Below are 24988 nucleotides of genomic sequence, written 5' to 3' on the forward strand. Positions count from 1 at the left end.
AATCAAGACTCAATTTCCAAGACGTATTGCCACTTTCAGCTTTCTGCTAAGGCCAAAACATTATGAGAATAAAAGTGTCCAGCGAGGCTCCCCCTCGCGCTCCGGGATATTTTTAGCCAGATGAAGAACGGGTCCCTTGCTTCATCTGGCCATCAATATCCCCGGGGGAATCGCCCTAAGGCTGTGGGGGCAGAGCCCCCATCAGTGCACGATCTCAGCCTTTCATTCCGTCCCAGAAGGATTTGACGGATGAGAAAAAGCTTTTTGATTCCGGATGGTTGTCTTCGCCCAGATCATCAAACTCGCGCAGCAGCTCTTTCTGGCGGCTGGTCAGGTTGACCGGGGTTTCCACGGCCAGTTCAATGAACATGTCGCCAACGCCACCGCCGCGCAGCGCTGGCATGCCTTTTCCGCGCAGGCGCATTTGCCGACCCGACTGGCTTCCGGCTGGAATCTGAACGCGGCCGCGGCCGCCATCGATGGTCGGAACCTCGATCGATCCGCCCAACGCCGCCTTTGCCATGCTGACCGGCACGCGGCAATAGAGATTGACGCTGTCACGTTCGAACAGTTTGTGCTCGGATACTTCCACGAAAATGTACAGATCGCCCGGAGGACCACCACGCAGTCCGGCCTCACCTTCGCCCGCCAGGCGAATGCGCGTTCCGGTTTCGACACCAGCAGGGATGTTCACCGACAAAGCACGGTCTTTTTCGACCCGGCCAGCCCCCTGACAGGATTTACAAGGGTTCTTGATGATCTGACCCAGTCCCGAACAGGTCGGGCAGGTTCGTTCCACCGTAAAGAAGCCCTGTTGTGCCCGTACTTTCCCCATGCCTGAACAGGTGGGGCAGGAAGTGGGCTCAACGCCACCTTCGGCCCCCGTGCCGTCGCAAGACGAACACGCCACAGCCGTTGGCACATTTACGGTTTTTTGCAGGCCAGAGAATGCCTCTTCCAGCGTCACACGCAGGTTGAAGCGCAGGTCCGAGCCGCGCGCGGCGCGACGCCCGCCGCCACCCCGTTGACTACCCATGAAATCACCGAATAGGTCGTCAAACACATCCGAGAATGCACTGGAGAAATCGCCTTGCCCGCCAAAGCCGCCACCTGGGCGACCACCTCCGCCCATGCCGTTTTCAAAAGCAGCATGACCAAAGCGATCATAAGCAGCCTTTTTTTCGGCATCACGCAGAACATCGTAAGCCTCGTTGGCTTCCTTGAACTGCGCCTCAGCATCCGGGTTGTCCTTGTTGCGGTCAGGATGCAGCTCTTTGGCTTTCCTGCGAAAACCCTTCTTGATCTCGTCCGCCGAAGCGCCCTTGGACACGCCGAGCACTTCATAGTAGTCGCGCTTTGACATTTGTTATTCCTTCGTGCCGCCGGACGCGGTGCTTTCATTGAGTCTGTACACGCCGTTGGTGTTGTTTGCAAAACTGGCCACGTAACCTGCCTTATTCAAGATCTGGTCAAGCCCATCGTCCGAATGCTTGATTTCTATCAGCAGCACTTCAGGCCAGATCTCCCGCGGGGCATCTTCAAAAAAAGCGCGCAATACGCGGGTTTCCTGGCCTTCAATATCCATTTTCATCGCATCAACCCTGGTCAGCCGGGCATCGCGTATGGCGTCCAGCAACGGAACCGCCTGAACGCACAGATCGCCCGACTCGGCAACTTTGGCGTGCCCCCTGTCACCGAGATTCGCAGACTCGAACCACACCTTACCCGGTTTGTCAGACAGTGCTTTATCGCAATGAGTGACTTCACTGGCTTGATTGGTACCGAGACGGGCCTTGTTGACCGGATCCGGCTCAACAGCCAGAGCCCTTAGGTTGCGCCCAAACTTCTGCGCAACTGATCTGACCCACAGGGTGTAAAGCCCGACATTCGCACCAGCGTCGACAAAGACATAATCACCAGAGCCCTGCGATATATGGTTGGCCAGTGATTGACGCTCATCCAGATCAAAGAATTGCGATCCGGTTATGACTCGACGTTCGGCCCAGTTGTCTGAAGGGTACAATCGGCATTTCTGCCCGCCGAACACCTCAACATCGTAAGGCTCTCGCTGAGAAGCCATCAATACCATTCGAATTCCGGACGACATCCATTGACGCGGCATGCCTTCAGACCACCGGCGCAATCTTTCCACCCGAGTTGAGAGAGCGTAGGTGCCAGATGGAGGTTTCGGAGACGCGTGCTGCATGGTGAAGACCGTTCCGGCGGGCCCTGAATGGGCCCGCCGGAAACCGAGCAACTGGTCAGGCGCGCTTGTTGTCGTCGAGATCTTCGAACTCGGCGTCGACGATGTCATCGTCACCTGGTGTGGCGTCAGCGGCAGCAGGTTCCTCTTCGCCTTCTTCGGCCTGCGCCTTATAGATGGCTTCGCCCAGCTTCATGGCTGCTTCGGTGACGTTCTGGATACCCGACTTGATCTTGTCGGCATTTTCGGTTTCCAGCTCGTCCTTCAGCGCGGCGATCGCCAGCTCGATGGCTTCGATCGTGGTCGGGTCGACCTTGTCGGCATGCTCTTCCATCGACTTCTCGGTCGAGTGGATGAGGCTTTCCGCCTGGTTCTTCGCCTCGATCAGCTCGCGGCGTTCCTTGTCCGCCTCGGCGTTCTCTTCGGCGTCCTTGACCATCTTGTCGATATCTTCGTCCGACAGACCACCCGATGCCTGGATGGTGATCTTCTGCTCTTTACCGGTGCCTTTGTCCTTGGCCGAAACCGAGACAATGCCGTTGGCGTCGATGTCAAAAGTCACCTCGATCTGAGGCATTCCGCGCGGTGCGGGCGGGATATCTTCAAGGTTGAACTGACCCAGGATCTTGTTGTCCGCAGCCATTTCGCGCTCACCCTGGAAACAGCGGATGGTCACGGCGTTCTGATTGTCCTCGGCGGTCGAGAAGACCTGAGACTTTTTCGTCGGGATCGTGGTGTTGCGGTCGATCAGGCGGGTGAACACGCCACCCAGCGTCTCGATACCCAGCGAAAGCGGGGTTACGTCCAGCAGCACCACGTCTTTGACGTCGCCCTGCAGAACACCGGCCTGAATGGCGGCGCCCATGGCAACAACTTCGTCCGGGTTCACGCCTTTGTGGGGCTCTTTACCGAAGAATTTGGTGACCTCTTCGATCACCTTGGGCATGCGGGTCATACCGCCGACCAGAACAACCTCATCAATGTCGCCCGCCGACAGGCCGGCGTCTTTCAATGCTGCCTGACAGGGTTTCATCGACTTCTTGATCAGATCGCCGACCAGCGATTCCAGCTTGGCACGGGTCAGTTTCATGACCATGTGCAGCGGCTGACCGTTGGCGCCCATCGAGATGAACGGCTGGTTGATCTCGGTCTGCGAGGTCGAGGACAGTTCGATCTTGGCTTTTTCAGCGGCTTCTTTCAGACGCTGCAGGGCCATCTTGTCGCTGGACAGATCGACACCGTGTTCCTTTTTGAACTCATCCGCCAGGTAGTTGACGATGCGCATGTCAAAGTCTTCACCACCCAAGAAGGTGTCGCCATTGGTCGATTTGACCTCGAACAGCCCGTCGTCGATTTCCAGAATGGTCACGTCGAACGTACCACCACCAAGGTCGTAAACCGCGATGGTTTGGGTTTCTTCTTTGTCCAGACCATAGGCCAGCGCGGCGGCTGTCGGTTCGTTGATGATCCGCAGCACTTCCAGACCGGCGATTTTGCCTGCGTCTTTGGTGGCCTGACGCTGGGCGTCATTGAAATACGCGGGAACGGTGATGACCGCCTGCGTGACTTCTTCACCCAGATAGCTCTCGGCGGTTTCCTTCATCTTGCCCAGAGTGAAGGCCGAAATCTGGCTTGGGGAGTATTTTTCACCGCGGGCTTCCACCCACGCGTCACCGTTGCCGCCATCCACGATGGCGTACGGCACCATTTTCTTGTCCTTCTGGACTTCTGCATCATCCACACGACGACCGATCAGACGCTTGACGCCAAAGATCGTGTTGTCGGGGTTGGTGACCGCCTGACGTTTTGCAGGCTGACCGACCAGTCGCTCATCTTCGGTGAAGGCGACGATCGAAGGCGTGGTCCGCGCCCCTTCGGCGTTTTCGATGACCTTCGGCTGCGAGCCTTCCATGATGGCCACACAGGAGTTTGTGGTTCCGAGGTCAATCCCGATTACTTTTCCCATTTTTGCAATCCCTTTCTCTTCAAGGCGATGTCCCGAGGATCGGACCCGTTATGGCATCCCACCCCCGATCTGATGTGCGCGACAGCACTACCATCGCGCGTCCCGGCGTATATAAGGGCGAGACAAGGGGCCTGCAAGCACCGTAGAACGCAGGTTTTCGGGAATTTGATGTCTTTTTTGGCAATGAATTGGAAAGGTTTGGGGTTTCCGGAATGACGCGGGTGATTTTGCGAGGGTTCGAAATCAGAAAAGGCTATCTTGCTCCCACCGCCCAGACACAGGTGATCGCAGCCCTGCGACCGATTCTGAAAGCTGCGCCCTTGTTTCGACCCGTCACGCCGTCGGGTAAAGAGATGTCGGTGCGAATGACCTCGGCCGGGGATCTGGGATGGGTGACCGACAAGGCGGGCTATCGCTATCAGGGCGAGCATCCGAAAGGCGGGGTCTGGCCTGAAATTCCCCTCGCCATTCTTGATATCTGGCGTGACCTGGTCGGCACCGAGCGCGCACCGGATTGCTGTTTGATCAACTACTATGGGGAAGGCGCCAAAATGGGCCTGCATCAGGACAAGGACGAAGCAGATTTTTCCTGGCCGGTTCTGTCGGTTTCCTTAGGCGATGACGCCCTGTTCCGGATCGGCAATACGACCCGTGGCGGCAAGACCGAGTCGATCTGGCTGGGCTCGGGCGACGTGGTGATCATGGGCGGCCCGGCACGGCTGGCCTATCACGGGGTCGACCGGATCAGATACGGGTCATCCCGGCTGTTGCCAAAAGGCGGACGGATCAACTTGACGCTGCGGGTCGCACGTTAGCGCCGCGCGTTCCAACTCTGTGAAACATGCTGGCGTGTAAAAAACTCACCCATCAGTCCGATCATCAGCAGGGCGATTCCAACCCACAATGCGTACTCCCAGCTTGTGTTTCGTGGAAAATAGTTTCGGAAAATGAAGCCCCGACACTGGTCGATAATATGAAACAGCGGGTTCCAGGCGAACATCATCAACAATCCGCCTCCCAGTGTGTTTGCAACGAACATCTTTCCCGAAAACACCATGTTCAGGCGACGATAGATACTGGTGAGCATTCCCACGGTTGTCGGAAACCAGGGTTTCATCGCCATGAACACCAAGCCCACGGCGCATCCGGTAAACCAGGCCAATATCAGCATCGCGAATGCACCGCCGGGATCCTGCACCTCGATCGGGGCGACCGCGACGCTGTAGATGAACAGGATCACAAACATGGCCAGCAATTGCTTGTAAAGAATACCGAGCGCCGCAGACAGGATCGTCACCATCACATTCATAGGTGAATGGAGCATCATCGGATTGTTCGCGGACCCCACCCCTGAAATCGCACCTATTGACTGGATATGCAGCATGAAGGGGAACACGCCGGACAGAACATACAGCAGAAATTCGCCCCTGATCTTTGGAATTCCGCCCCGGCCCATCAGTGACATGAGCAGGTAGAAAGTGGTTCCCATCACCACAAGTTGCAGGACATTTATCAGGATGGCGACGATCGCATTCGGATGTTGCGAGCGCACCTTTCGTACGGTGGCATGGAACACCAGCTCAGCCGTCGTGAAAGCGCTGCCCAGCAGCGTTTGGTTACGCTTGAAATAGAACATTCAAAGGGTCTTTTCTGCTTCGTCGCCTCTAAACTGGCATGAATATCTTGCCGTTCCGTAACCGCCGCATCATAAGTCGATCGCGAGCTTGGATCAACAAACCACAGGAACGGAACTTTTTTGTGACCTACGACGCGCTTATTCCCGTCATCCGGCGACTGGCTCTGGAGGCAGGCGACAAGATCATGGAAATCTACGAGGCGGATGATTTCGATGTCAAAGTCAAATCCGACTCCAGCCCTGTGACCGAGGCAGACGAAGCTGCTGACGCATTGATTTCGGCAGGGTTGCTTGCGGCATTCCCGGATATTCTTCTGGTCACCGAAGAACAGGCCGCTTCGCACTCTGAAAAAGGCGACACTTTTCTCATTGTTGACCCGCTGGACGGCACCAAGGAGTTCATCAACCGTCGCGGTGATTTTACCGTCAACATCGCACTTGTCGAAAACGGAGTGCCGACCCGGGGTGTCGTCTATGCCCCGGCGCGGGGTCGTATGTTCTTCACGCTGGCTGATGGCCGTGCGGTAGAGGAAACAGGCGCTTTCGACAAAAACGTAACAGGTCCTTTGACGCCCATATCAGTCTCTGAACCGGACAATTCAGGGCTGTTGGTTGTGGCGTCGAAGTCCCACAGGGATCAGGCCACCGAGGACTACATCAATAAATATCATGTGAAGGACAGCAAAAGCGCGGGTTCGTCACTCAAGTTCTGTTTGGTTGCCACGGGCGAAGCGGATATTTACCCGCGCGTCGGACGCACGATGGAATGGGATACGGCAGCGGGCCATGCAGTACTGGCCGGAGCCGGTGGCCGGGTTGTGCGTTTTGACGACCATACCCCGTTGGTTTATGGCAAAGATGGCTATGCAAATCCGTTCTTTATTGCCTACGCTCCGGGTGTTGAACTGAAGGAAGCCTGATGTCTGTTCTGATTGCCATCCCCGCCCGCTACGCCTCGACCCGCTATCCCGGCAAACCTCTGGTTCCTCTGACCGGCGCGAAGGGCGATTCCATGACATTGATCGAACGGTCCTGGCGTGCAGCCAAGTCGGTCTCTGGTGTCGATCGCGTAGTTGTTGCGACGGATGATGACCGAATTCGTGAAGTGTCCGAGGGCTTTGGGGCCGAGGTCGTGATGACCTCGGAAAGCTGTCAAAACGGCACCGAACGATGCGCCGAAGCGCATGAGGTTCTGGGCGGCGGGTATGAAATCGTCGTCAACCTGCAAGGAGACGCTCCGCTGACACCGCATTGGTTTGTCGAAGATCTGGTGTCCAGCCTGCGCGCGGCCCCGGATGCCGGTGTTGCGACCCCTGTTTTGCGCTGCGATGGTAATGCGTTGAACAGTCTTCTGAACGACCGTAAGCATGACCGTGTGGGTGGCACGACGGCAGTATTCGGACGCGATCACAGTGCGATGTACTTCTCGAAAGAGGTCGTACCCTTTACGTCCCAGACATACGCCGGCGATGAAGCGACACCCGTTTTTCACCATGTCGGCGTTTACGCCTATCGTCCCGATGCACTGGCGGCGTATCCGGGTTGGCCAATCGGCCCTTTGGAACAGCTGGAAGGCCTGGAACAGCTCAGGTTCATGGAAAACGGGCGCAAGGTTCTGTGCGTCGAGGTCGAGGCAAGGGGCCGTCAGTTCTGGGAACTGAACAACCCGCAGGACGTACCCAAAATCGAAGAGATGATGGCAGCCATGGGGCTGGAGTGACGTCTTTTCCCCATGACTCTGACGGCGCCCTTGCCGAAACTGTTCCTCAACCAACCCCGATGGATATGCCATGAAGACAATTCTTGTCACCGGTGGTGCCGGGTATATCGGCTCACATGCCTGCAAGGCGCTTGCGCAGGCAGGCTATCTTCCTGTGACCTACGACAATCTGATCACGGGTTGGCAGGATGCGGTACAGTTTGGCCCTTTTGAACAGGGCGACCTTTTGGATCGGGACCGCCTGGATGAGGTTTTCGCGAAACACAAACCAGATGCAGTGATGCATTTTGCGGCGCTCAGCCAGGTTGGCGATGCCATGCGTCAACCCGGACTGTATTGGTCGAACAATGTCACAGGCTCGCTGACGCTTATTGAAGCAGCGGTTGCAGCCGGGTGTCTGGATTTCGTGTTTTCGTCCACATGTGCCACATATGGTGAGCATGACAATGTGGTACTCGATGAATCCACGGCGCAGTATCCCCTGAACGCCTACGGAGCATCGAAACGCGCGATCGAAGATATCCTCAAGGATTTCGAGGCGGCTCATGGGCTGCGCCATGTCATCTTCCGCTATTTCAACGTTGCAGGCGCTGATCCTGAAGGGGATGTGGGCGAGTTTCACCGACCCGAAACCCATCTGATTCCGCTGATGTTGGACGCGATTGACGGCAAGCGGGAAGGTCTTACCGTCTTTGGGACGGATTACGACACGCCCGACGGCACATGTATCCGCGACTATGTACATGTTTGTGACCTGGTAGATGCACATATTCTGGGGCTGGGCTGGCTGGAACAGAGCAAAGACAGCCGAGTCTTCAATCTGGGCACCGGGTCCGGGTTTTCCGTCCTTGAGGTGATCGAGCAATCCAAGTCCGTCACCAACCGTTCCGTGCCATATACTGTGGGCCCTCGACGGGCAGGAGATTGCACCAAGCTGGTATCCGGCTCTGTGCGGGCTGAAAACGAACTGGGATGGAAGCCCAAAAGATCTACGTTAGAGACGATGGTCGCAGATGCCTGGCGCTGGCATCAGAACGGCCACTACGAGAAATGAGGACCCGGTGACATCCAGCACTGCTTTGACACTTCCCCGGATCGGATGGGCACGGCAGTACAGGTTGCGCTGGAAACGCCGGCGGCTGCTCTGGAGGTCGCTGCGCAGCCGACATCAATTGACCTGCCAGAAGGATCGGACGGCCGAGATCAAGGGCGGTGACGTGTTGGCTTTGGTCACCCTACGCAATGAAATCATCCGCCTGCCGTGGTTCTTTCGTCACTATCGCGCTTTGGGTGTCGATCATTTTCTGATCGTCGACAACGGCAGTGACGATGGATCGTCCGAGTATCTGCAGGATCAACCGGATGTCTCTGTGTGGAAAACCCATACCAGCTATCGTGGATCGCGGTTTGGCCTGGACTGGTTAACCTGGTTGCAGATGCGCTATGGCCACCGCCACTGGTGCCTTATGGTGGATGCGGATGAACTGCTGGTCTATGCCCACTGTGACACCCGGTCCCTGCATGACCTGACAGCTTGGCTGGACCGGCGCGGGCAGATCGGGTTCGGGGCGCTGATGCTGGACCTCTATCCCCAGGGTCCTTTGGGCGACAATGCTTATGACCCGGACACCGACCCCACAAATCTGCTGTGCTGGTTCGATTCAGGACCGTATCGTACGCAACGGCAAAGCCCGATGGGCAATCTTTGGGTGCAGGGCGGCGCGCGGGAACGGATGTTCTTTACGCAGACACGGCAAAGATCCCCAACGCTGAACAAGATCCCGCTGATGCGCTGGTCGCGGCGCTATGCTTATGTGAACTCTTGTCATTCCGCCCTGCCGCGCCATCTGAACGAAACCTATGATGGGCCGGGCGGTGATGCCCCGTCGGGCGTGTTGCTGCACACGAAGTTCCTGCCGGACGTTATCGAGAAATCCAATACCGAAAAGCAGCGACGCCAGCATTTTCATGATCCGGACCAATTCGGGCCATACTACGATGGAATAATCAACCAGCCGGATATGTGGACCTCGCAATCGGTGCGCTTCACCGGATGGAGCCAGCTGGAACAGTTGGGTCTGATGAGTGGCGGAGGCTGGGATTGAAAACGAAAACAAGGGCATCAACCGCACGTTTACAATTTACGGGTTTTAAAGTCGTTGCCTCTGAAGATGCAAAAGTGGCATAAACCTGCAACGCCATGTCGTGTTAACGGTCGCGACGGGTTTGGGGAAAGCTCGCGTCATAAAAAGGTTGGGCAGTCACGTGAGCCTGTTTGAGTCTTACAAGATGAGGTTGCGGCGCAAGCGCCGTATTCTGCGTTGCCTCAAACGTCGCCGCGAACTCAGGCCGGTCAGCAACAACACACAAGCAATCCGCCGTGATGATATCCTGTTGATGAGCGTTGTTCGGAACGAGAAAATTCGCCTGCCCTTCTTCCTCGAATACTATCGCAAACTGGGCATCAATCATTTTTTGTTTGTCGACAACGACAGCGATGATGGCAGTTTTGAGTTTTTGAAAGAACAGGCCGATGTTTCGGTCTGGCGGACGACAACCAGTTACAAACGCGCAAGCTATGGTCTGGACTGGTCAAACTATCTGCTGCACAGATATGCGCATGGACATTGGGTGCTGAGCGTCGATCCGGATGAATTCTTCATCTATCCGTTCTGCGACACTCGCCCGATCCGTGCTTTGACCGACTGGCTGGATGGCAGTGCCGTACGCAGTTTTGGCACGATGCTGATCGACATGTACCCTGAGGGGGCGGTGGACGCCGAACCTTATGCCGAAGGTCAGAACCCGTTCGAAATTGCGCGTTGGTTCGATCCCGGCAACTATATGATTACCAAAAACCCCGAATACAAAAATCTTTGGATACAAGGGGGTCCACGGGCGCGTGTGTTCTTTCGGGACAACCCCTCCAAGGCACCGGCGCTGAACAAGATTCCGCTGGTAAAATGGGACCGGCGCTATGTTTATGTCAGCTCGACCCATTCGCTTTTGCCGCGCGGGCTCAATCAGGTTTATGACGAATGGGGCGGCGAGAAGGCCAGCGGGTCGCTGCTTCATGCCAAGTTGATCAATATTCTTGGCGACAAAGCCCGCGAAGAACTGGAGCGTGGCCAGCATTACCGCGGCTCCGGCGAATACAGGGCCTATGCGACACAGCTTGAGGACAAGCCCGTTTTCTGGTGCGAGTGGTCCGAGGCCTATATCAACTGGCGGCAGCTTGAGATCCTTGGCCTCATGTCGAAAGGAAACTGGGCATGAGCGGTCTGGGTATTGTCATGTTGGTTCATACCTCGCTGGACCGTGCCGAACAGGTCGCACGCCACTGGACGGCAGCAGGATGCCCGGTGGTCATCCACGTGGATCGCAAGGTGTCAGACGATGTCTATTCCCGATTTGTAGCGTCCTGTTCCAACAATCCCGCGATCGTGTTTTCAGATCGACATCGGTGCGACTGGGGTGGCTGGGGCATTGTTGCCGCCTCGCAAAGCGCCTCCGAGTTGATGTTGGAGCAATTCCCAGAAGTTCGCCATGTGTTTCTGGCCTCGGGGGCCTGCTTGCCCTTGCGACCGGTCGAGGAACTGATCGATTACCTGTCAGACAGGCCGCGCGTCGATTTCATCGAAAGCGCGACCACGTCTGATGTCAGCTGGACCATCGGCGGGCTGGATCATGAACGGTTCACCCTGCGGTTTCCGTTTTCCTGGCGCAAGCATCGCAAATTATTCGACGCATATGTAAAACTTCAGCGCGCCGTAGGATTTCGCAGGCAAATCCCCGACGGCCTGGTTCCGCATATGGGCAGTCAGTGGTGGTGCCTGACCCGTCAAACGCTGTCCGCAATCCTTCAGGACCCCAGACGCAAGCTATATGACAAGTACTTCCGCCATGTCTGGATTCCGGATGAAAGCTATTTTCAGACGTTGGCGCGGTTGTATTCCACGCATATAGAAAGCCGGTCTCTGACCCTGTCCAAATTCGATTATCAGGGCCGTCCACACATCTTCTATGACGATCATCTGCAATTGCTGCGCCGATCAGATTGTTTTGTGGCCCGAAAAATCTGGCCTCGCGCGGAACGGTTGTACCAGGCATTCCTGACAGATCAGACCGGAGCAATGAAACCGGCGGAACCCAATCCGGGCAAGATCGACCGTGTATTCTCCAAAGCTGTGGAGCGGCGAACTCGTGGACGCGACGGGCTGTACATGCAAAGCCGGTTTCCCCGGCATGGCAGTGAAAACGGTCTGACATCGTCGCAGTATTCCGTATTTCAAGGCTTTTCAGAACTGTTCGAGGATTTTGAACCATGGCTGGCCGCGACCACGGAAACCAGAGTCCACGGGCATCTTTTCGGGCCGGGGCGCGTCGGTTTTTCGCAAGGGGAAGCTATAACAAATGGGGCTCTCAGCGACAGTGCAGCGCTGCGGGACTACAACCCAACCGCCTTTTTGTCGAACCTGATCTGGAATACGCGGGGCGAGCGCCAGTGTTTCCAGTTCAGCCCGCGGGACACCCAGGAGATCAACTGGTTTCTGGCGCGGGACAAAAACGCTCAGATTTCGGTCATCACTGGCGCGTGGGCAATTCCACTGTTCCGATCCAATATGAACTTCTCGGAAATCCGGTGTGAGGCGGCGCGCCTGCAACGAATTGAAACCAAGCAGCTTGAGGTGCTGACATCGGTCTGGACCAAAGCGCGGATGCGCAGTTGGACGCTGGCAGATTTCATTGAATCTCCGATGGATGCATTGCAGGCAGTGCTTGAAGAAATAGGCATGCAACCGACCAGCCACCTGACCGAAGTGCCAACCATGGTCGATCTGTCCGGATTCGGGAAGTTCCTGCAAAACCTCAAGAATCAGGGAATGCACCCTTATCTGATGGGCGACTTCCCGGCGGACGACGTATTCGGCCGTCAGGCAAAACCCTACCGAAAACCATATCTGGTGCAGTGATTGCCCATGTCAGCCAGTTTTGACTACTTCGTGATTTTGGCCGCCATGCGAACAGGTTCGAACCTGCTCGAAGCCAACCTGAATGCGATGGATGGGATTACCTGTCACGGAGAGGCATTCAACCCGCATTTCGTCGGCAGCCTGAAATCCGACCACCTGCTCGGCCTGTCGCTGGAAGACCGGGATGCGGATCCGATGCGAATGCTCAAAGCCATCCGATCAGCGCCGGGCGACATCAATGGCTTTCGTTATTTCGAAGACCATGACCCACGTATCCTGAAACCCATGCTGAACGACCCGTGCTGTGCCAAGATCCTTCTGACCCGCAATCCATTGGACAGCTATCTGTCGCTGAAAATCGCGCGGAAAACGCAGCAGTGGCTGCTGAAGAATGTCAAACGTCGCGTCGACGCGCAGGTTGTCTTCGACGCCGACGAGTTTTCGGATTATCTGAACCAGGTGCAAGGCCATCGGCTTATGGTGCAACGGCACTTGCAAAAAACAGGCCAAACAGGGTTCTTCATTAACTATGACGACCTGACCGAGTTGGAGGTCATAAACGGTCTGGCTGCATGGTTGGGCGTCGAGGCGCGGCTGACCAGGCTGGATGGTTCCCTGAAGCCACAAAACCCGTCACCGGCTTTGTCCAAGGTCACCAATCCTGAAGAGATGAAGCAAGCCCTGTGCGACCAGGATCGGTTCGGATTGCATCGGTCAACAAGCTTTGAACCGCAGCGCGGGGCGGCTGTGCCGCTTTACGTTGCCGCCGCCCGGTCTCCATTGATGTATTTGCCTATTCGCGGTGGAATAGAGCCTGTTATTGAGCAGTGGCTGGCTGATCTGGACGGATGCCCGAAGGACAAACTGATCACGGACCAGAACCGCAAACAGGTCCGTTCCTGGAAGCAGAACCATCCCGGTCATCGGCAATTCACGGTTCTGCGGCACCCTCTGGCCCGGGCACATACGGTGTTTTGTCAACACATTCTGAGTACGGGGCCAGGCAGCTACAAGATGGTGCGGAACTATCTTCGTAACCGGCTCAAACTGCCAATCCCGGGGCAAGTACGGGACACCAATTATTCTGTCGAACAACACCGTGAAGCATTTTCGGGTTTTCTGGGCTTTTTGCGCCTCAACCTGAACGGGCAGACGCCGATCCGCGTAGACGGTACGTGGTGCAGCCAGTCCAGAACACTGGAGGGAATCGCATCCTTCACCATGCCGGATCTGATTCTGAGAGAAGAGGACCTGATGACGGCTTTGCCGGATCTGGCACGCAACCTGGGGCATTCAGATCCGCCTCCACCAGGTCACTGCGCGCCGGATGAACCATACGCTCTGGATCAGATCTACGACGAAAACCTCGAGGCGCAGGCAGTTGCAGCGTACCAGCGCGACTATGAAACCTTCGGGTTCAGTGACTGGCTGCCGAAAACAGCCTAAGGACGCAGGGTGATCAGCGTACCTTTGTTAACCATCGAATAGATCTCTTCGATTTCGTCATTCTTGACCGCGATGCATCCTGCCGTCCAATCCCGCGTCTTTTTTGCGCGTTTCCGCTCTGAGCGCAGATTGGGTTCTCCGTGGATGAATATATCTCCACCCGGATCAACGCCCGCGGCCTTGGCTTTGGCGACATCCTGCGAGTTGGGATAGGATATGCCTATGGACAGATGATATCGGCTTCTGGGGTTGCGACGGTCGATCAGATAAGTGCCCTCGGGCGTCCGGCCGTCGCCGCGCTGGTTCTTTGTTCCATTCGGCGCAAACCCCAATTCGACATCATATTCCTTGAGGATTCTTTCGTGGTGCAACAAGTAAAGCTTACGCGTGCTCTTGTTGACCACCAACGATGTCACCTCGGGTCCGTTATAAGTCAGAAATCTTGGGCTGCCAGAGGCACAAGCCGAAAGGCTCAGCGTTGCCAACGCCCCCAATCCGAATACTCGACGATCCATGTTTCACTGCCTGCTCTGCTTTTTTTTGATCATTATGCCAAAAAAGGAAAAAACTGAAATCACTTTTTGATGTTCGACTGCTCGGCCAGTCGACGTTCAATGCTTTCCAGCCGTTCCAGAACCTCATCTCGATAGGCGTCGGTTTTAACTTCATCCTCGGCGTGGTGGGCATCCTGCATCGAATTCACGATCAGACCCACCAAGAGGTTCACCACGGCAAATGTGGTGACCATGATGAATGGAACAAAGAAGACCCAGGCATAGGGATAGATCTCCATCACCGGGCGCACGATGCCCATCGACCAGCTTTCCAATGTCATGATCTGGAATAGCGTATAAGCAGACAGGCCCAGATCGCCGAACCAACCCGGGAACGATGTCGAGAACAACTTGGTCGAGATAACCGCCCCGATATAGAACAGAATTGCCATCAGCAGAAACACGCTGGCCATTCCGGGAAGGGCGGAGATGAACCCCTCGACCACGCGACGCAGGCGAGGCGCGACGGAAATCACGCGCAACACCCGCAAAATTCGCAGGGCACGCAGCACCGACAAACCTCCGGCACTGGGAACCAGGGCGATGCCTACGATCAGGAAATCGAAAATGTTCCAGCCATTGGTAAAGAACCTGCGCCCGGTGGCGATCAGCTTCATGGTAATTTCGACCACGAAGATCGTCAGGCAAAGTCTATCCAGCGCGACGATCAGCGGACCTGCTAACTCCATCAGGGTTGGCGATGTCTCCATCCCCAAAAGAATGGCATTGAAGATTATGACAGCAGTAATAAAGCGACCGAATACCGGCGCTTCGATAATGTTCAGCAACTGCTGTTTAATCCCCATGAGTCGCATTCCCCTGCCTGATCAAGTTGCGGCGCTCAGGACAAACCGCCCAGCGAGTTCCGTATGTGAAGACCATCGAAATTGGTCAACGACCTGTACCCATTCAAGGGTGTAACCCGCGTTAACCAGCGTTTTCGCATCGCGCGCAAAGGTGACAGGACTGCACGATACATAGGCAATCACCGGGCGTTGCGACTGTGCAATCTCATCTACCTGCGCTTCGGCACCGGCGCGGGGCGGGTCCAGTACTATCGCGTCGAAAGATTTCAGCTCGTCCGGCATCAGCGGGCGGCGGAACAGGTCGCGGACCTCGGTCGTTACACGTTTCAACCCCTGTGTCCGGCGCCAGCCCTGATCGAGTGCCTGAATCATGGCATCTTCGCCTTCAACCGCGTGAACTTCGGCGTTTTCCGCCAATGGCAGTGAGAACGTTCCGCTGCCCGAAAACAGGTCAACGATACGCTTCGCACCTTGTGTTGCTTCGAAAACCGCCTGTAATAGAGCCTGTTCGCCATCCTTTGTTGCCTGCAAAAAACCTCCGGGAGGCGGCGTGACGCTGGCTGTCCCAAAACGCTGAACCGGCGCATGCCGCATGGCAATAACCTCACCATCCCAGCTGAGCCGGGCCAGACCATGCTTCTCAGTCGCCTGCGCCAACGCCAGTTCCAAGCGGCCGTCCAGAGGTTTGCCGCCTTTGACGGCCACGTCCAGACCACCTTCGGACAATGTGAGCGTGACGGCCAAAGCGCCCTTGCGGCTTCCTCCCAGAACAGCCAGCGCCTCGGCCACCGGAATAGCCGCGATCAATTCCGGCTCAAGCAACCGGCAGTCGGGTATCTCTGTGATCGTGCCCGATGCACGACCGTGAAACCCCGCCAACGTGCCCCTCTTCGTGCGCCTTACGGCAATCGTAGCGCGCCGCCGCGACTGTTCGGACGATGTGTGTATTGGACGCAGTGGCGCTTCGAGACCTTGCGCCGTCAGCGCGTTGTTGACGACTTGCAGCTTCCAATCGGTCACAAATGCATCAGATGCGTGCTGCAGCTGGCAGCCACCGCACGCTTTGTAGTGGCGGCAAGGAGCTTTGACACGATGTTCGGACGGTGTGTCGACCCGGATATCGGTCAATTGCTGGCCAACAAGGGTGCCGCTGACGATTTCGCCCGGAAGGGTGCGTGGGGCGTAGATGGGGCCATCGGCAATGCCGTCGCCCTGATGTCCAAGCCGTGTGATTGTGAATTGCTGCGTCATGGGAGGCCTGATAGCCGGGCTTTCACAGCAACAAAACCCTTATTCCGCAGCTTCTGCCTGAATGAAGCCGCCCGACTGCCGGTGCCAGAACCGTGCATACAGCCCGCCCAGGTCCAGCAACGCCTCATGGGTTCCGGTTTCCACGATCCGTCCCTGATCAAGAACAACGATGCGGTCCATTTCGCTGAGCGTGGACAGACGGTGCGCTATGGCCAGCACGGTTTTACCCTGCATCACCCGATGCAGCGCAGTCTGAATCGACGCTTCAACCTCGGAGTCCAGCGCCGATGTCGCTTCGTCGAGAACCAAAATTGGGGCATCTTTCAGAATGGCCCGCGCCAGAGCGATCCGTTGCCGCTGTCCGCCGCTGAGCTTTACGCCACGCTCCCCCAGATGAGCATCATAGCCCTTACGACCATGAGCATCTTCAAGACTCAGGATGAAGTCATGCGCTTCGGCCTTCTTTGCGGCCTCGATCATCTCGGCCTCTGACGCGTCCGGCCGACCATACAAAATATTCTCACGAGCGGATCGGTTGAACATCGCCGTTTCCTGCGTGACCATACCGATCTGCCGGCGCAGACTGTCTTGCGTTACCTGCGATACGGCCTGGCCATCGATACGAATAGCGCCATTTTCCTTGTCATAGAGCCTGAGCAACAGCGAAACGAGCGTGGATTTCCCCGCCCCCGAGGCACCGACGATGCCCAATTTTTCACTCGGATCGATGGTCAGGGTCAAATCCATGACCCCACCGATATCGCGACCATAGGCAAAGCTGACGCCTTCGAAGGTAATCGATCCTTCGGTCACATCAAGGTCCTTCGCGCCGCGCATATCTTCAATCCGGTCACGCTTGGCCAGCGTTTTCATCCCGTTTTCAATTTCACCGACATTGGCATACAGCCCCATCAACGTGAAACTGACCCAACCGGTCATCTGAGCTATACGGATCGAAACGGCCCCGGCAGCCACGATATCCCCGGCGGTCGCCATGTCGCCCTGCCACAGCCACAAGGTTGCGCCCAGTAGCAAGACGGGCAGGACTCCAGCCAGCGTCATGAGGATGAACCGGAAACTGGCCGACAACTTGCCAAAATCCAGAGATTTTTCACGCAGATCCACCATCGATTCACGCGCGGCCTGATCTTCAAAAGCGGAATGGGCGAAAAGCTTTACAGTCTTGATGTTGGTGATCGTATCAACCACCTGCCCGGACACCATCGCCCGCGCCCCGGCCCGCGCCGCCGACCGCACTCGGATGCGCGGCAAATACCAGCGCACAAGCAGGAAGTAGATCACCAGCCACGCGGCAAAGGGCAACATCACCAAAGGATGTATAGACCCTAACAAAAGCAAAGACCCCACCAGAGACGCCAGGGCAAACACAATCGCGCTGATGGTTTCCGACACGACCGACGCCATGGCGTTCGATGTCTGCATCTGTTTCTGAGCGATCCGGCCGGCAAAGTCGTCATCGAAATACGTCACCGATTGGCCCAGCGTCCAACGGTTCAGCTTGGCCAGCACCAAAGGTGTGATGTTTGGCATGACAATGTAATTGTTCGACAAAGATGACAGGCCAAACAGGATCGGGCGAAGCAACATAAAGAAGGCGACCGCACCGAAGATCATCCACATATTCGCCGGGGTCAGAAAATTCTCGGGCCCGCTTGATATCGCCACATCAATCACACGGCCCAGAATCCACGCTGTCCCCGCCTCCATCGCACCTGCAGTGGCCGAGAAGATTGCCGCAACAAACAACATCGGCCACGCGCCGGACAGGCTCCAGCGAATGAACGCCCCCAAAGTCTGCGGCGGGGGCGTTTCGATGTTCCTGAACGGATAGATGAGGTCGGCAACCCTCATTCAACGGCCTCCGGGTTCATGAAACCACCAGATTGCCGCGCCCAGAATTGGGCGTAAAGGCTGCCCTGCGCCAGAAGGTCGGAATGCGTGCCTTCCTCAACGATACGGCCAGCATCCATAACCAGAATCCGATCCATCTGCGCGATGGTACTGAGCCGGTGGGCGATGGCGATCACGGTCTTTCCTTGCATCATGCCGTAGAGGGTTTCCTGAATTGACGCTTCGACCTCGGAATCTAGCGCGGATGTCGCCTCATCCAACAACAAGATCGGCGCATCCTTCAGGATCACCCGCGCCAGCGTCACGCGCTGCCGCTGTCCACCGCTTAGCTTCACCCCCCGTTCGCCGACATGTGCGTCGTACCCGGTCCGACCCTGCGGATCTTGCAAGTCGAGGATAAACTCATGCGCTTCGGCCTGCTTGGCGGCGGCGATCATCTGCGCCTCGGACGCATCCGGCCGGCCATAAAGGATGTTGTCGCGTACAGAGCGGTGCAGCAAGGCGCTGTCTTGTTGAACCATTCCGATATGACTGCGCAGGCTGCCCTGGGTAACGTTCGCAATGTTCTGACCATCAATTAAAATCGCACCGCGCTCAACGTCGTAGAACCGCAGCAGCAACTTTACCAAGGTCGATTTGCCAGCGCCGGAGCGACCGATCAGGCCAATCTTTTCACCCGGTTGGATGGTCAGATTGATATGGTCCAAGCCGCCGGCCTCGCGACCATAGTGATGCGAGAGGTCACGGATCTGGATCTCTCCCTTGCCGAGCCGCAAGGGTTTTGCATCAGGTGCGTCGATCAAATCGATGGGCTGGGCAATGGTCTCCATCCCCTCGGCCACGATACCAAGTTGGCGGAAAAAGCTGGTCAGGGCCCACATGATCCATCCGGTCATGGCGTTCAGGCGCAGAGTCAGCGCCGTGGCCGCTGCAACAACTCCGACCGAAGCGCTGCCCTGCATCCACAACGCGATCGCCCAGCCCACAACGCCCACGATCAGCATGCCGTTCAATGTGACCAGAACGGCATCCATGATAGTGAATATTCGCATTTCGATCTGAAATGTCCGGCGGGTTTCCTCGATCGCTTCACGGGCATAGTCCAGCTCTTGCGGGCCATGGGCAAACATTTTGACCGAATGGATGTTCGTATAGCTGTCCACGACCCGTCCCGTGACCGTCGAACGCGCGTCCGATGCCGCCTTTGACGCCGGACCGACACGCTGAACAGTCCATCGCACCAGTGCCGCATAGAACGCAAACCAGATCAACAGCGGGATCAATAATCGCGGATCCGCCGCATACAGCAGGAATGCCGCACCGATCAAATAGGCCAACGAAAAGGAAATCGCGTCAAAAACCTGAAAGACCACTTCTCCGGCCGCAGGCGGTGTCTGCATGATCCGGTTTGCAATCCGTCCGGCAAAGTCGTTTTCGAACCAGCCAACTGATTGACGCAAAACATGTTTGTGCGCACGCCAGCGGATCAATGTGCCAAAGTTTGGCAAGATCGTATTGTTCAGAATTAGTACATCGACCAGATGCAGAAGCGGTCGAAATAGCAACACAAAGGCCGCCATCAAAAGCAATTCCGTTCCGTGGTTTTGCCAGACCTCTGACGGCGTACCGCCCAACATATCCACAACGCGACCCATGTAATAGATCAGTCCGATTTCAACGCCCGCGACGACAATGGAAATCAGCGCCGCCCAGACAAATACCCGAAAGAACGGTCGCGAATAGTCCAGCATGAAGGGCCACAAGCGCGTCGGCGGTATGTCAGCCTCGCGGTAGGCAACAAAAGGGTCAACAAGGTTTTCGAAATAGCGAAACATGGAGAGTGCTCCGATTGAGCAGAAACTAAAGACGTGCGAAGAAAGATGGCGCCTGAACACCACCCTTTACGGGGCAAGTGTCCCGGCTTTAGCCGAACCAGATCCCGTAATACATTCGCATTCCTCCATCCATGTGACTGGCGCACCTAAACACAAAGGATCAATGTTGTCATCCCTTTTTGAGACTTCGTACTAGTGTGCCAGCAACTCCTCGCGAGACAGCGCAAAACCGGATGCGATCCAGCGTTTTTCCAGCTCGGCCAGCTTCTTGCCCAGCGCCGGGCCGGTGAAGTTGGGGATCAGATCCCTGGCCTGGACGGGGAAACGCGCTGCTGCCCCGGCGTGCAGATCGCGCCGCAAATCTTCGGACCAGGGTTGTTCCAGAAAAGCGCAGCGCAAAAGCGTCTCGTGCAAACCACCTTCGTCGCCATAGCGATATCCCAGTTCAGCAATACTGGTTGCGGCCTGTGCCTCTTCGCGCATCCTGATCAGGCGCTGCAACTGCGAACGGCTCAACCGCAATGTGGCGGCATTGTCGGGCGTAGCAATCGCAGCCAAGCGACGCACCGGATCGGGATCGGCACCAGCCACCCGTTCCAGCGCGATCAAAGGGGCCAAAGACCGATCGTCCGCACCCGGTAACACCCGGGCCAAAACACCTGTACTGCGCATGGTCGCAACGGCGGGGGCTGGATCAGGCGATGCCAGCAATTTCAACAGTTCTGCCCCGACCCTCTCGCGCGACAGCGATTCCAGCCCGTCAAGATTGGCACCGATGGCGGCCAGCGCATCGGGATCAAAACCGGCATCCGGATCCCCGTACCAGGCGTGAAAACGAAAGTAACGAAGCGAGCGGAGATAGTCTTCACGTATACGATTCTCGGCTGTTCCGATAAACCGCACCAACCGGGCCTCAAGGTCGGGAAGGCCCCCAAGCGGGTCTAAAACAGTGCCATCGGGCTGTGCGTAAATCGCGTTCATTGTGAAATCACGTCGCGCCGCGTCTTCTTCGACGTGATCGGAAAATGCCACGACAGCACGACGACCGTCGGTTTCCACGTCACGGCGGAAGGTCGTGACCTCGTGCGGGATACTTGCGCTGACCACTGTGATCGTACCATGCTCGATGCCGGTTGGAATGGCCTTGAGCCCGGAAGCCTGCGCCATTTCGATGACCCGCTCGGGTTTTGCGTCGGTGGCGATGTCGATATCCGAAACCGGCGCGCCAAGCAGCGCATTGCGCACGCAGCCACCCACAAAAAGCGCCTGAGCCCCGGATGAGGTCAGGGCCGAACAGACTTTTTGGGTTGCTGGCTCACTGATCCAGGGCTCGTCAATCTGCATCATTCATTCACCCGTGCTGCAAGCCCGCGCAATATGCGGGCGGTCGCGCCCCAAATGTAATACGGGCCGTACGGAACTGCGTAGTATCTGCGTCTCTGGCCGCGCCATCGGCGCGACTCAACCAGATAATTCTCAGGATTCAAAAGATGGGCAAGGGGGGTCGAGAAAACTTCGTCCACTTCGCCGGGCTCAGGCACGGGTTGGAACCTGTCCCGCAATACAGCGACCACAGGTGTTACGGTGAACGAGGTCACGGTTTCATGCGTCGGCAGAAACCCGAGGATCTCTGGCATTTCCGGGGGCAGGCCGATCTCTTCCTGAGCTTCCCGCAAAGCCGCTGCTGTAACATCAGCATCGGCTTCGTCCTGCTTGCCACCGGGAAAGGCGATCTGGCCCGGGTGATGCTTCAGCGCGGATGAGCGCTTGGTCAGGATGACCTGCGGTGTATCTTCAGCCAGAGAAATTGCCACCAGAACACCGGCGGGCCGTAACCGGCGCCCGGGCGGCAGAACGGTATCCGGGTTCAGGTCAAAATCGCTGGACCCGTGACCTGGGCGGCGCAGGGCCGCCCGGATCTTTTCAACTGGGTCATTCACCTTTGGTGTCTTCGGCATCGAACCCGACAGTTGCCGGGTCCAACACATAATGAGCCCCGCAGAACTGACAATCCGCGGTGACCTCGCCCTCGGGTGTGGTCATCTTTTCGATATCCTTGGCCGAATAGATTGACAGGCTCTGTCGCACACGATCCTCGGAACAGGTGCAGCCAAATTGCACAGATTGCGCATCATAAACACGCGGCTGTTCCTCGTGAAACAGGCGAACCAGAAGGTCGGTCGGCGCAACAGAGGGGCCGATCATTTCCAAATCCTCGACAGTATCCAGCAGGATATTGACGCGACCCCAGTTTTCACCTTCTTCGCCATCGACCAGATCGGTAGCGGTCAGGATTTCACCCGTTCCTTCACCCGACGCTGCAAAGGGTGACGCTTTGGGCATGTGCTGCAGCATGATGCCGCCTGCACGCCAATGCTCGCCCACGCCCGGCTCGGTCGATCTGCCGAAGCTCAACGAAAACCGTGTCGGCAGCTGTTCGGATTGCGCAAAATAAGCCTCGGCACATTCACTCAGCGATCCACCGGACAGCGGAGTGATGCCTTGGTACGGCTGTGTGCCCTCACCCTGATCGATCATGATGGCAAAATACCCTTCGCCCACCTGATCGAAAGGCGCGGAATTGGTCAACCGGTCCCGGTCAAAGCTGGCATAAGCCCGAATCTGAGCGGACTGACCCTCTTCCTGCGGCGCATAATAGTCGGTGGCGATCATGCGGACCGCCCCTTTGGACTGCACTTGCAACGACAATTTCCAGCGCAGCGCAACTGTCTGGCCGATCAACGCGGTCAGCAAGGCCATCTCGGCCACCAGCGCCTCGACCTGCTTGGGATAGTCATGCTGTTTCAGGATACCATCCAGCACGCCATCCAGACGGGCCACGCGGCCGCGCATGTCGGATGCATCAAGTTGAAAGGGCAGGACGGTATCGTCCCACGCGATTTTTGTTCCAAGAGACATGGGGTTTCCTTACACGCCACGGGTTGGCATACCGGCACCATATAGGTCGTACAGATTGGGTTGTAAGGGGCCATACATGATCAGGCGGTTCGGTGAAACCCCCGAGACGGGGCGGAAATATACCCGGAGGGTTGGCGTCTATGCCCTTTTGCCACGTGGCAGGCAATTGCTGTTGACCTGTCAGACAGAGCCGGGCCCGGATCTGCAATTGCCGGGTGGAGGCATCGATCCAGGCGAATCACCGATTTCAGCCTTGCATCGCGAAGTCTATGAAGAAACCGGGTGGCACGTCGCCAACCCGCGTCGTGTCGGAGCTTTTCGTCGGTTCACCTATATGCCCGAATACGATCTGTGGGCTGAAAAAGTCTGCCTGATCTACCGCGCCCGTCCCGTACGCCGCAAAGGCCCTCCAAGCGAAGCGTTCCACGAAGCTTTGTGGATGGAAGCCACCGATGCCGTTGGATTGCTGGGCAATGACGGTGACCGGCACTTTGCGGAAATGCATCTCAGTTCGCTTTAAGGCCCGTTATATTCGAAGAAAACGGCGGATACGTCATCCCCAATGCTATCTTTGGGCGAAATCTCTTGCGTCAATCGCCAGAACATGTCGTCCAGAAACTCCGACCCGCCCTTTGCAGAAATGCACTGCTGGGCCATCTCTCGCAAACCGTCTTCTTCCAGCAAACCACCTTCAGCGATCTGACATTCGGTAAACCCGTCCGAGTACACCAACAGCTTGTCGCCGGGTTTCATGCGAGTCTCGATCTGCTGAAAGCTCGCGTCTTCGATCAGCCCGATCGGCAACCCGCCATCACCCAGATATTCAGTACTGCCATCCTGCCGCAGCAGGAGCGGATGCGGATGCCCGGCCTGTACCATTTTGAGATGCCCGTTTCGAAGATCCACAATGGCGTAGACCATCGTGAAGTATTCCTCGATCCCTTCATCCGCCATCAATCGGGAATTGAGCATACTGGCGACGTCTTCCGGAGGCAGCAGTGCGTAGAATTTGTTGAACCTCTTTTCCATTGCGACATTTTGATCAAAGTGTTTGCTTGAAAGATAACCGCCCAGACGCGCCGTCATCATGGCCGAGGTGATGCCATGTCCGGATACATCGATGCTGTAGAACCCCAGCCGATTGACCCCGGGCGAGAACATGCCAACAAGGTCTCCACCGATATGGCCACAGGGTTTCAACAACAGGCTGACCCGGGATTTTCCAAAGCTCCGCGTAAATTCCGGAACCAGCGATTCCTGGATTTTACGGGCCTGTATGAGGTCCTTGTCGATCGCGTCATGAGCCAGCCTGAGTTCCTCCAGCGCGGACTCAATCAGGCGGTTTTTCTGCGAAAGCTCGCGCTGCATGTCCAGAATGCGCGCACCTGCGGATATGCGTGCCCGCAACTCATCCGCCTCAAGGGGTTTGATCAGAAAATCGTCTGCCCCGGCATCCAGCCCGCGTGCAACCTCCTGCTTTTCACTTTTTGAAGTCAGCAGGATGAAATAACAGTATTGATCGGTATCCAGGGCGCGAAACGCATTGCAAAACTCAAGCCCGCTCATCCCCGGCATGACCCAATCGCTGAGAACAAGGTCGGGTGGATCATCCAGACAATGCGCCAAAGCGGCATCGCCCGTCTCGGCCTCAACCACCTCAAAGCCCCATTTTCTGAGCGATGCGACCAGGATGCGCCGCTGCAGACGGCTGTCATCCACCACCAGCACCTTACGGATCGCGCCGAAATCCAGATCTGATCTGGTTTCCTCAAGACTCGTCCTTGGCACCATTTACCCTCTGATCTGA

22 protein-coding genes are annotated in these 24988 nt (G+C 56.7%); 9 read left to right on the top strand and 13 right to left on the bottom strand.

What is annotated here, in order from left to right; all coding sequences use genetic code 11:
* Nucleotides 1-214: 214 nt before the first annotated feature.
* From dnaJ to dnaK, 3 genes are all read right to left on the bottom strand, one after another.
* On the bottom strand, nt 215-1363 hold the full coding sequence (dnaJ, locus tag AC2FJB_RS12300; protein WP_496719010.1) for a molecular chaperone DnaJ: 1149 nt from the start codon (nt 1361-1363) through the stop codon (nt 215-217).
* 3 nt (nt 1364-1366) lie between these two features.
* Entirely contained in the window at nt 1367-2080 is a 714-nt protein-coding gene (locus AC2FJB_RS12305; protein WP_496818402.1) for an FkbM family methyltransferase, read from the bottom strand.
* 181 nt (nt 2081-2261) lie between these two features.
* Nucleotides 2262-4169 carry a molecular chaperone DnaK gene (dnaK, locus tag AC2FJB_RS12310; RefSeq protein ID WP_496719008.1) on the bottom strand — a complete coding sequence of 636 codons (1908 nt, stop codon included), beginning with the start codon at nt 4167-4169 and terminating at the stop codon, nt 2262-2264.
* 212 nt (nt 4170-4381) lie between these two features.
* Here dnaK and AC2FJB_RS12315 point away from each other — a divergent pair, with 212 nt between their 5' ends.
* Nucleotides 4382-4984: an alpha-ketoglutarate-dependent dioxygenase AlkB family protein gene (locus tag AC2FJB_RS12315; protein WP_496719006.1), complete on the top strand. Its 603-nt coding sequence runs from the start codon at nt 4382-4384 to the stop codon at nt 4982-4984.
* On the opposite strand, the gene AC2FJB_RS12320 is transcribed toward AC2FJB_RS12315, so the two are convergent.
* Complete coding sequence (locus tag AC2FJB_RS12320) at nt 4981-5805, bottom strand: ABC transporter permease (protein WP_496673574.1); 825 nt, start codon at nt 5803-5805, stop codon at nt 4981-4983. The two genes, AC2FJB_RS12315 and AC2FJB_RS12320, sit on opposite strands and share 4 nt — an antisense overlap.
* 122 nt (nt 5806-5927) lie before the next feature.
* Between AC2FJB_RS12320 and cysQ the strand changes: the two genes are divergently transcribed.
* From cysQ to AC2FJB_RS12355, 7 genes are all read left to right on the top strand, one after another.
* A complete protein-coding gene (gene cysQ / locus AC2FJB_RS12325) occupies nt 5928-6725 on the top strand; it encodes a 3'(2'),5'-bisphosphate nucleotidase CysQ (protein WP_496719005.1) in 798 nt (265 codons plus the stop codon).
* On the top strand, nt 6725-7525 hold the full coding sequence (locus tag AC2FJB_RS12330; protein WP_496719004.1) for a 3-deoxy-manno-octulosonate cytidylyltransferase: 801 nt from the start codon (nt 6725-6727) through the stop codon (nt 7523-7525). The genes cysQ and AC2FJB_RS12330 overlap by 1 nt, the downstream gene beginning before the upstream one ends.
* A 70-nt stretch (nt 7526-7595) precedes the next feature.
* Nucleotides 7596-8579 (top strand): UDP-glucose 4-epimerase GalE, encoded by a 984-nt coding sequence (galE, locus tag AC2FJB_RS12335; RefSeq protein WP_299899844.1) that lies wholly within the window; start codon nt 7596-7598, stop codon nt 8577-8579.
* A 7-nt stretch (nt 8580-8586) separates the two neighbouring features.
* A complete protein-coding gene (locus AC2FJB_RS12340; protein WP_254683744.1) occupies nt 8587-9630 on the top strand; it encodes a glycosyltransferase family 2 protein in 1044 nt (347 codons plus the stop codon).
* Between the two features lie 184 nt (nt 9631-9814).
* Complete coding sequence (locus AC2FJB_RS12345) at nt 9815-10801, top strand: glycosyltransferase family 2 protein (RefSeq protein ID WP_299900053.1); 987 nt, start codon at nt 9815-9817, stop codon at nt 10799-10801.
* Nucleotides 10798-12498 carry a DUF5927 domain-containing protein gene (locus AC2FJB_RS12350; RefSeq protein ID WP_496719003.1) on the top strand — a complete coding sequence of 567 codons (1701 nt, stop codon included), beginning with the start codon at nt 10798-10800 and terminating at the stop codon, nt 12496-12498. The genes AC2FJB_RS12345 and AC2FJB_RS12350 overlap by 4 nt, the downstream gene beginning before the upstream one ends.
* Nucleotides 12499-12504: 6 nt before the next feature.
* On the top strand, nt 12505-13944 hold the full coding sequence (locus tag AC2FJB_RS12355) for a nodulation protein NodH (protein ID WP_496719002.1): 1440 nt from the start codon (nt 12505-12507) through the stop codon (nt 13942-13944).
* Here the strand turns inward: AC2FJB_RS12355 and AC2FJB_RS12360 are convergent.
* The 8 genes from AC2FJB_RS12360 to hslO all read right to left on the bottom strand — a co-directional run bounded on the left by AC2FJB_RS12360 (nt 13941) and on the right by hslO (nt 23181).
* Nucleotides 13941-14459: a L,D-transpeptidase family protein gene (locus AC2FJB_RS12360; RefSeq protein WP_299639158.1), complete on the bottom strand. Its 519-nt coding sequence runs from the start codon at nt 14457-14459 to the stop codon at nt 13941-13943. The two genes, AC2FJB_RS12355 and AC2FJB_RS12360, sit on opposite strands and share 4 nt — an antisense overlap.
* 59 nt (nt 14460-14518) lie before the next feature.
* On the bottom strand, nt 14519-15304 hold the full coding sequence (locus tag AC2FJB_RS12365) for an ion transporter (RefSeq protein ID WP_496673593.1): 786 nt from the start codon (nt 15302-15304) through the stop codon (nt 14519-14521).
* 21 nt (nt 15305-15325) lie between these two features.
* A complete protein-coding gene (locus tag AC2FJB_RS12370; RefSeq protein ID WP_496719001.1) occupies nt 15326-16555 on the bottom strand; it encodes a class I SAM-dependent RNA methyltransferase in 1230 nt (409 codons plus the stop codon).
* A 39-nt stretch (nt 16556-16594) separates the two neighbouring features.
* Nucleotides 16595-18427 (bottom strand): ABC transporter ATP-binding protein, encoded by a 1833-nt coding sequence (locus tag AC2FJB_RS12375; protein ID WP_496719000.1) that lies wholly within the window; start codon nt 18425-18427, stop codon nt 16595-16597.
* Complete coding sequence (locus AC2FJB_RS12380; RefSeq protein WP_496718998.1) at nt 18424-20262, bottom strand: ABC transporter ATP-binding protein; 1839 nt, start codon at nt 20260-20262, stop codon at nt 18424-18426. The genes AC2FJB_RS12375 and AC2FJB_RS12380 overlap by 4 nt, the downstream gene beginning before the upstream one ends.
* A 192-nt stretch (nt 20263-20454) precedes the next feature.
* A complete protein-coding gene (locus AC2FJB_RS12385; RefSeq protein ID WP_496718997.1) occupies nt 20455-21609 on the bottom strand; it encodes a CCA tRNA nucleotidyltransferase in 1155 nt (384 codons plus the stop codon).
* On the bottom strand, nt 21606-22220 hold the full coding sequence (locus tag AC2FJB_RS12390) for a CoA pyrophosphatase (protein WP_117871307.1): 615 nt from the start codon (nt 22218-22220) through the stop codon (nt 21606-21608). The genes AC2FJB_RS12385 and AC2FJB_RS12390 overlap by 4 nt, the downstream gene beginning before the upstream one ends.
* Entirely contained in the window at nt 22195-23181 is a 987-nt protein-coding gene (gene hslO, locus AC2FJB_RS12395) for an Hsp33 family molecular chaperone HslO (RefSeq protein WP_117871305.1), read from the bottom strand. Before hslO ends, AC2FJB_RS12390 begins: the two co-directional genes overlap by 26 nt.
* A gap of 76 nt (nt 23182-23257) precedes the next feature.
* Here hslO and AC2FJB_RS12400 point away from each other — a divergent pair, with 76 nt between their 5' ends.
* Complete coding sequence (locus AC2FJB_RS12400; protein WP_496718995.1) at nt 23258-23701, top strand: NUDIX hydrolase; 444 nt, start codon at nt 23258-23260, stop codon at nt 23699-23701.
* On the opposite strand, the gene AC2FJB_RS12405 is transcribed toward AC2FJB_RS12400, so the two are convergent.
* Nucleotides 23698-24972, bottom strand: a complete 1275-nt coding sequence (locus AC2FJB_RS12405; RefSeq protein WP_496718994.1) for a PP2C family protein-serine/threonine phosphatase — start codon at nt 24970-24972, stop codon at nt 23698-23700. The genes AC2FJB_RS12400 and AC2FJB_RS12405 overlap by 4 nt on opposite strands.
* Nucleotides 24973-24988 lie beyond the last annotated feature (16 nt).

It is taken from the genome of Ruegeria sp. CDSC085, assembly GCF_059610465.1.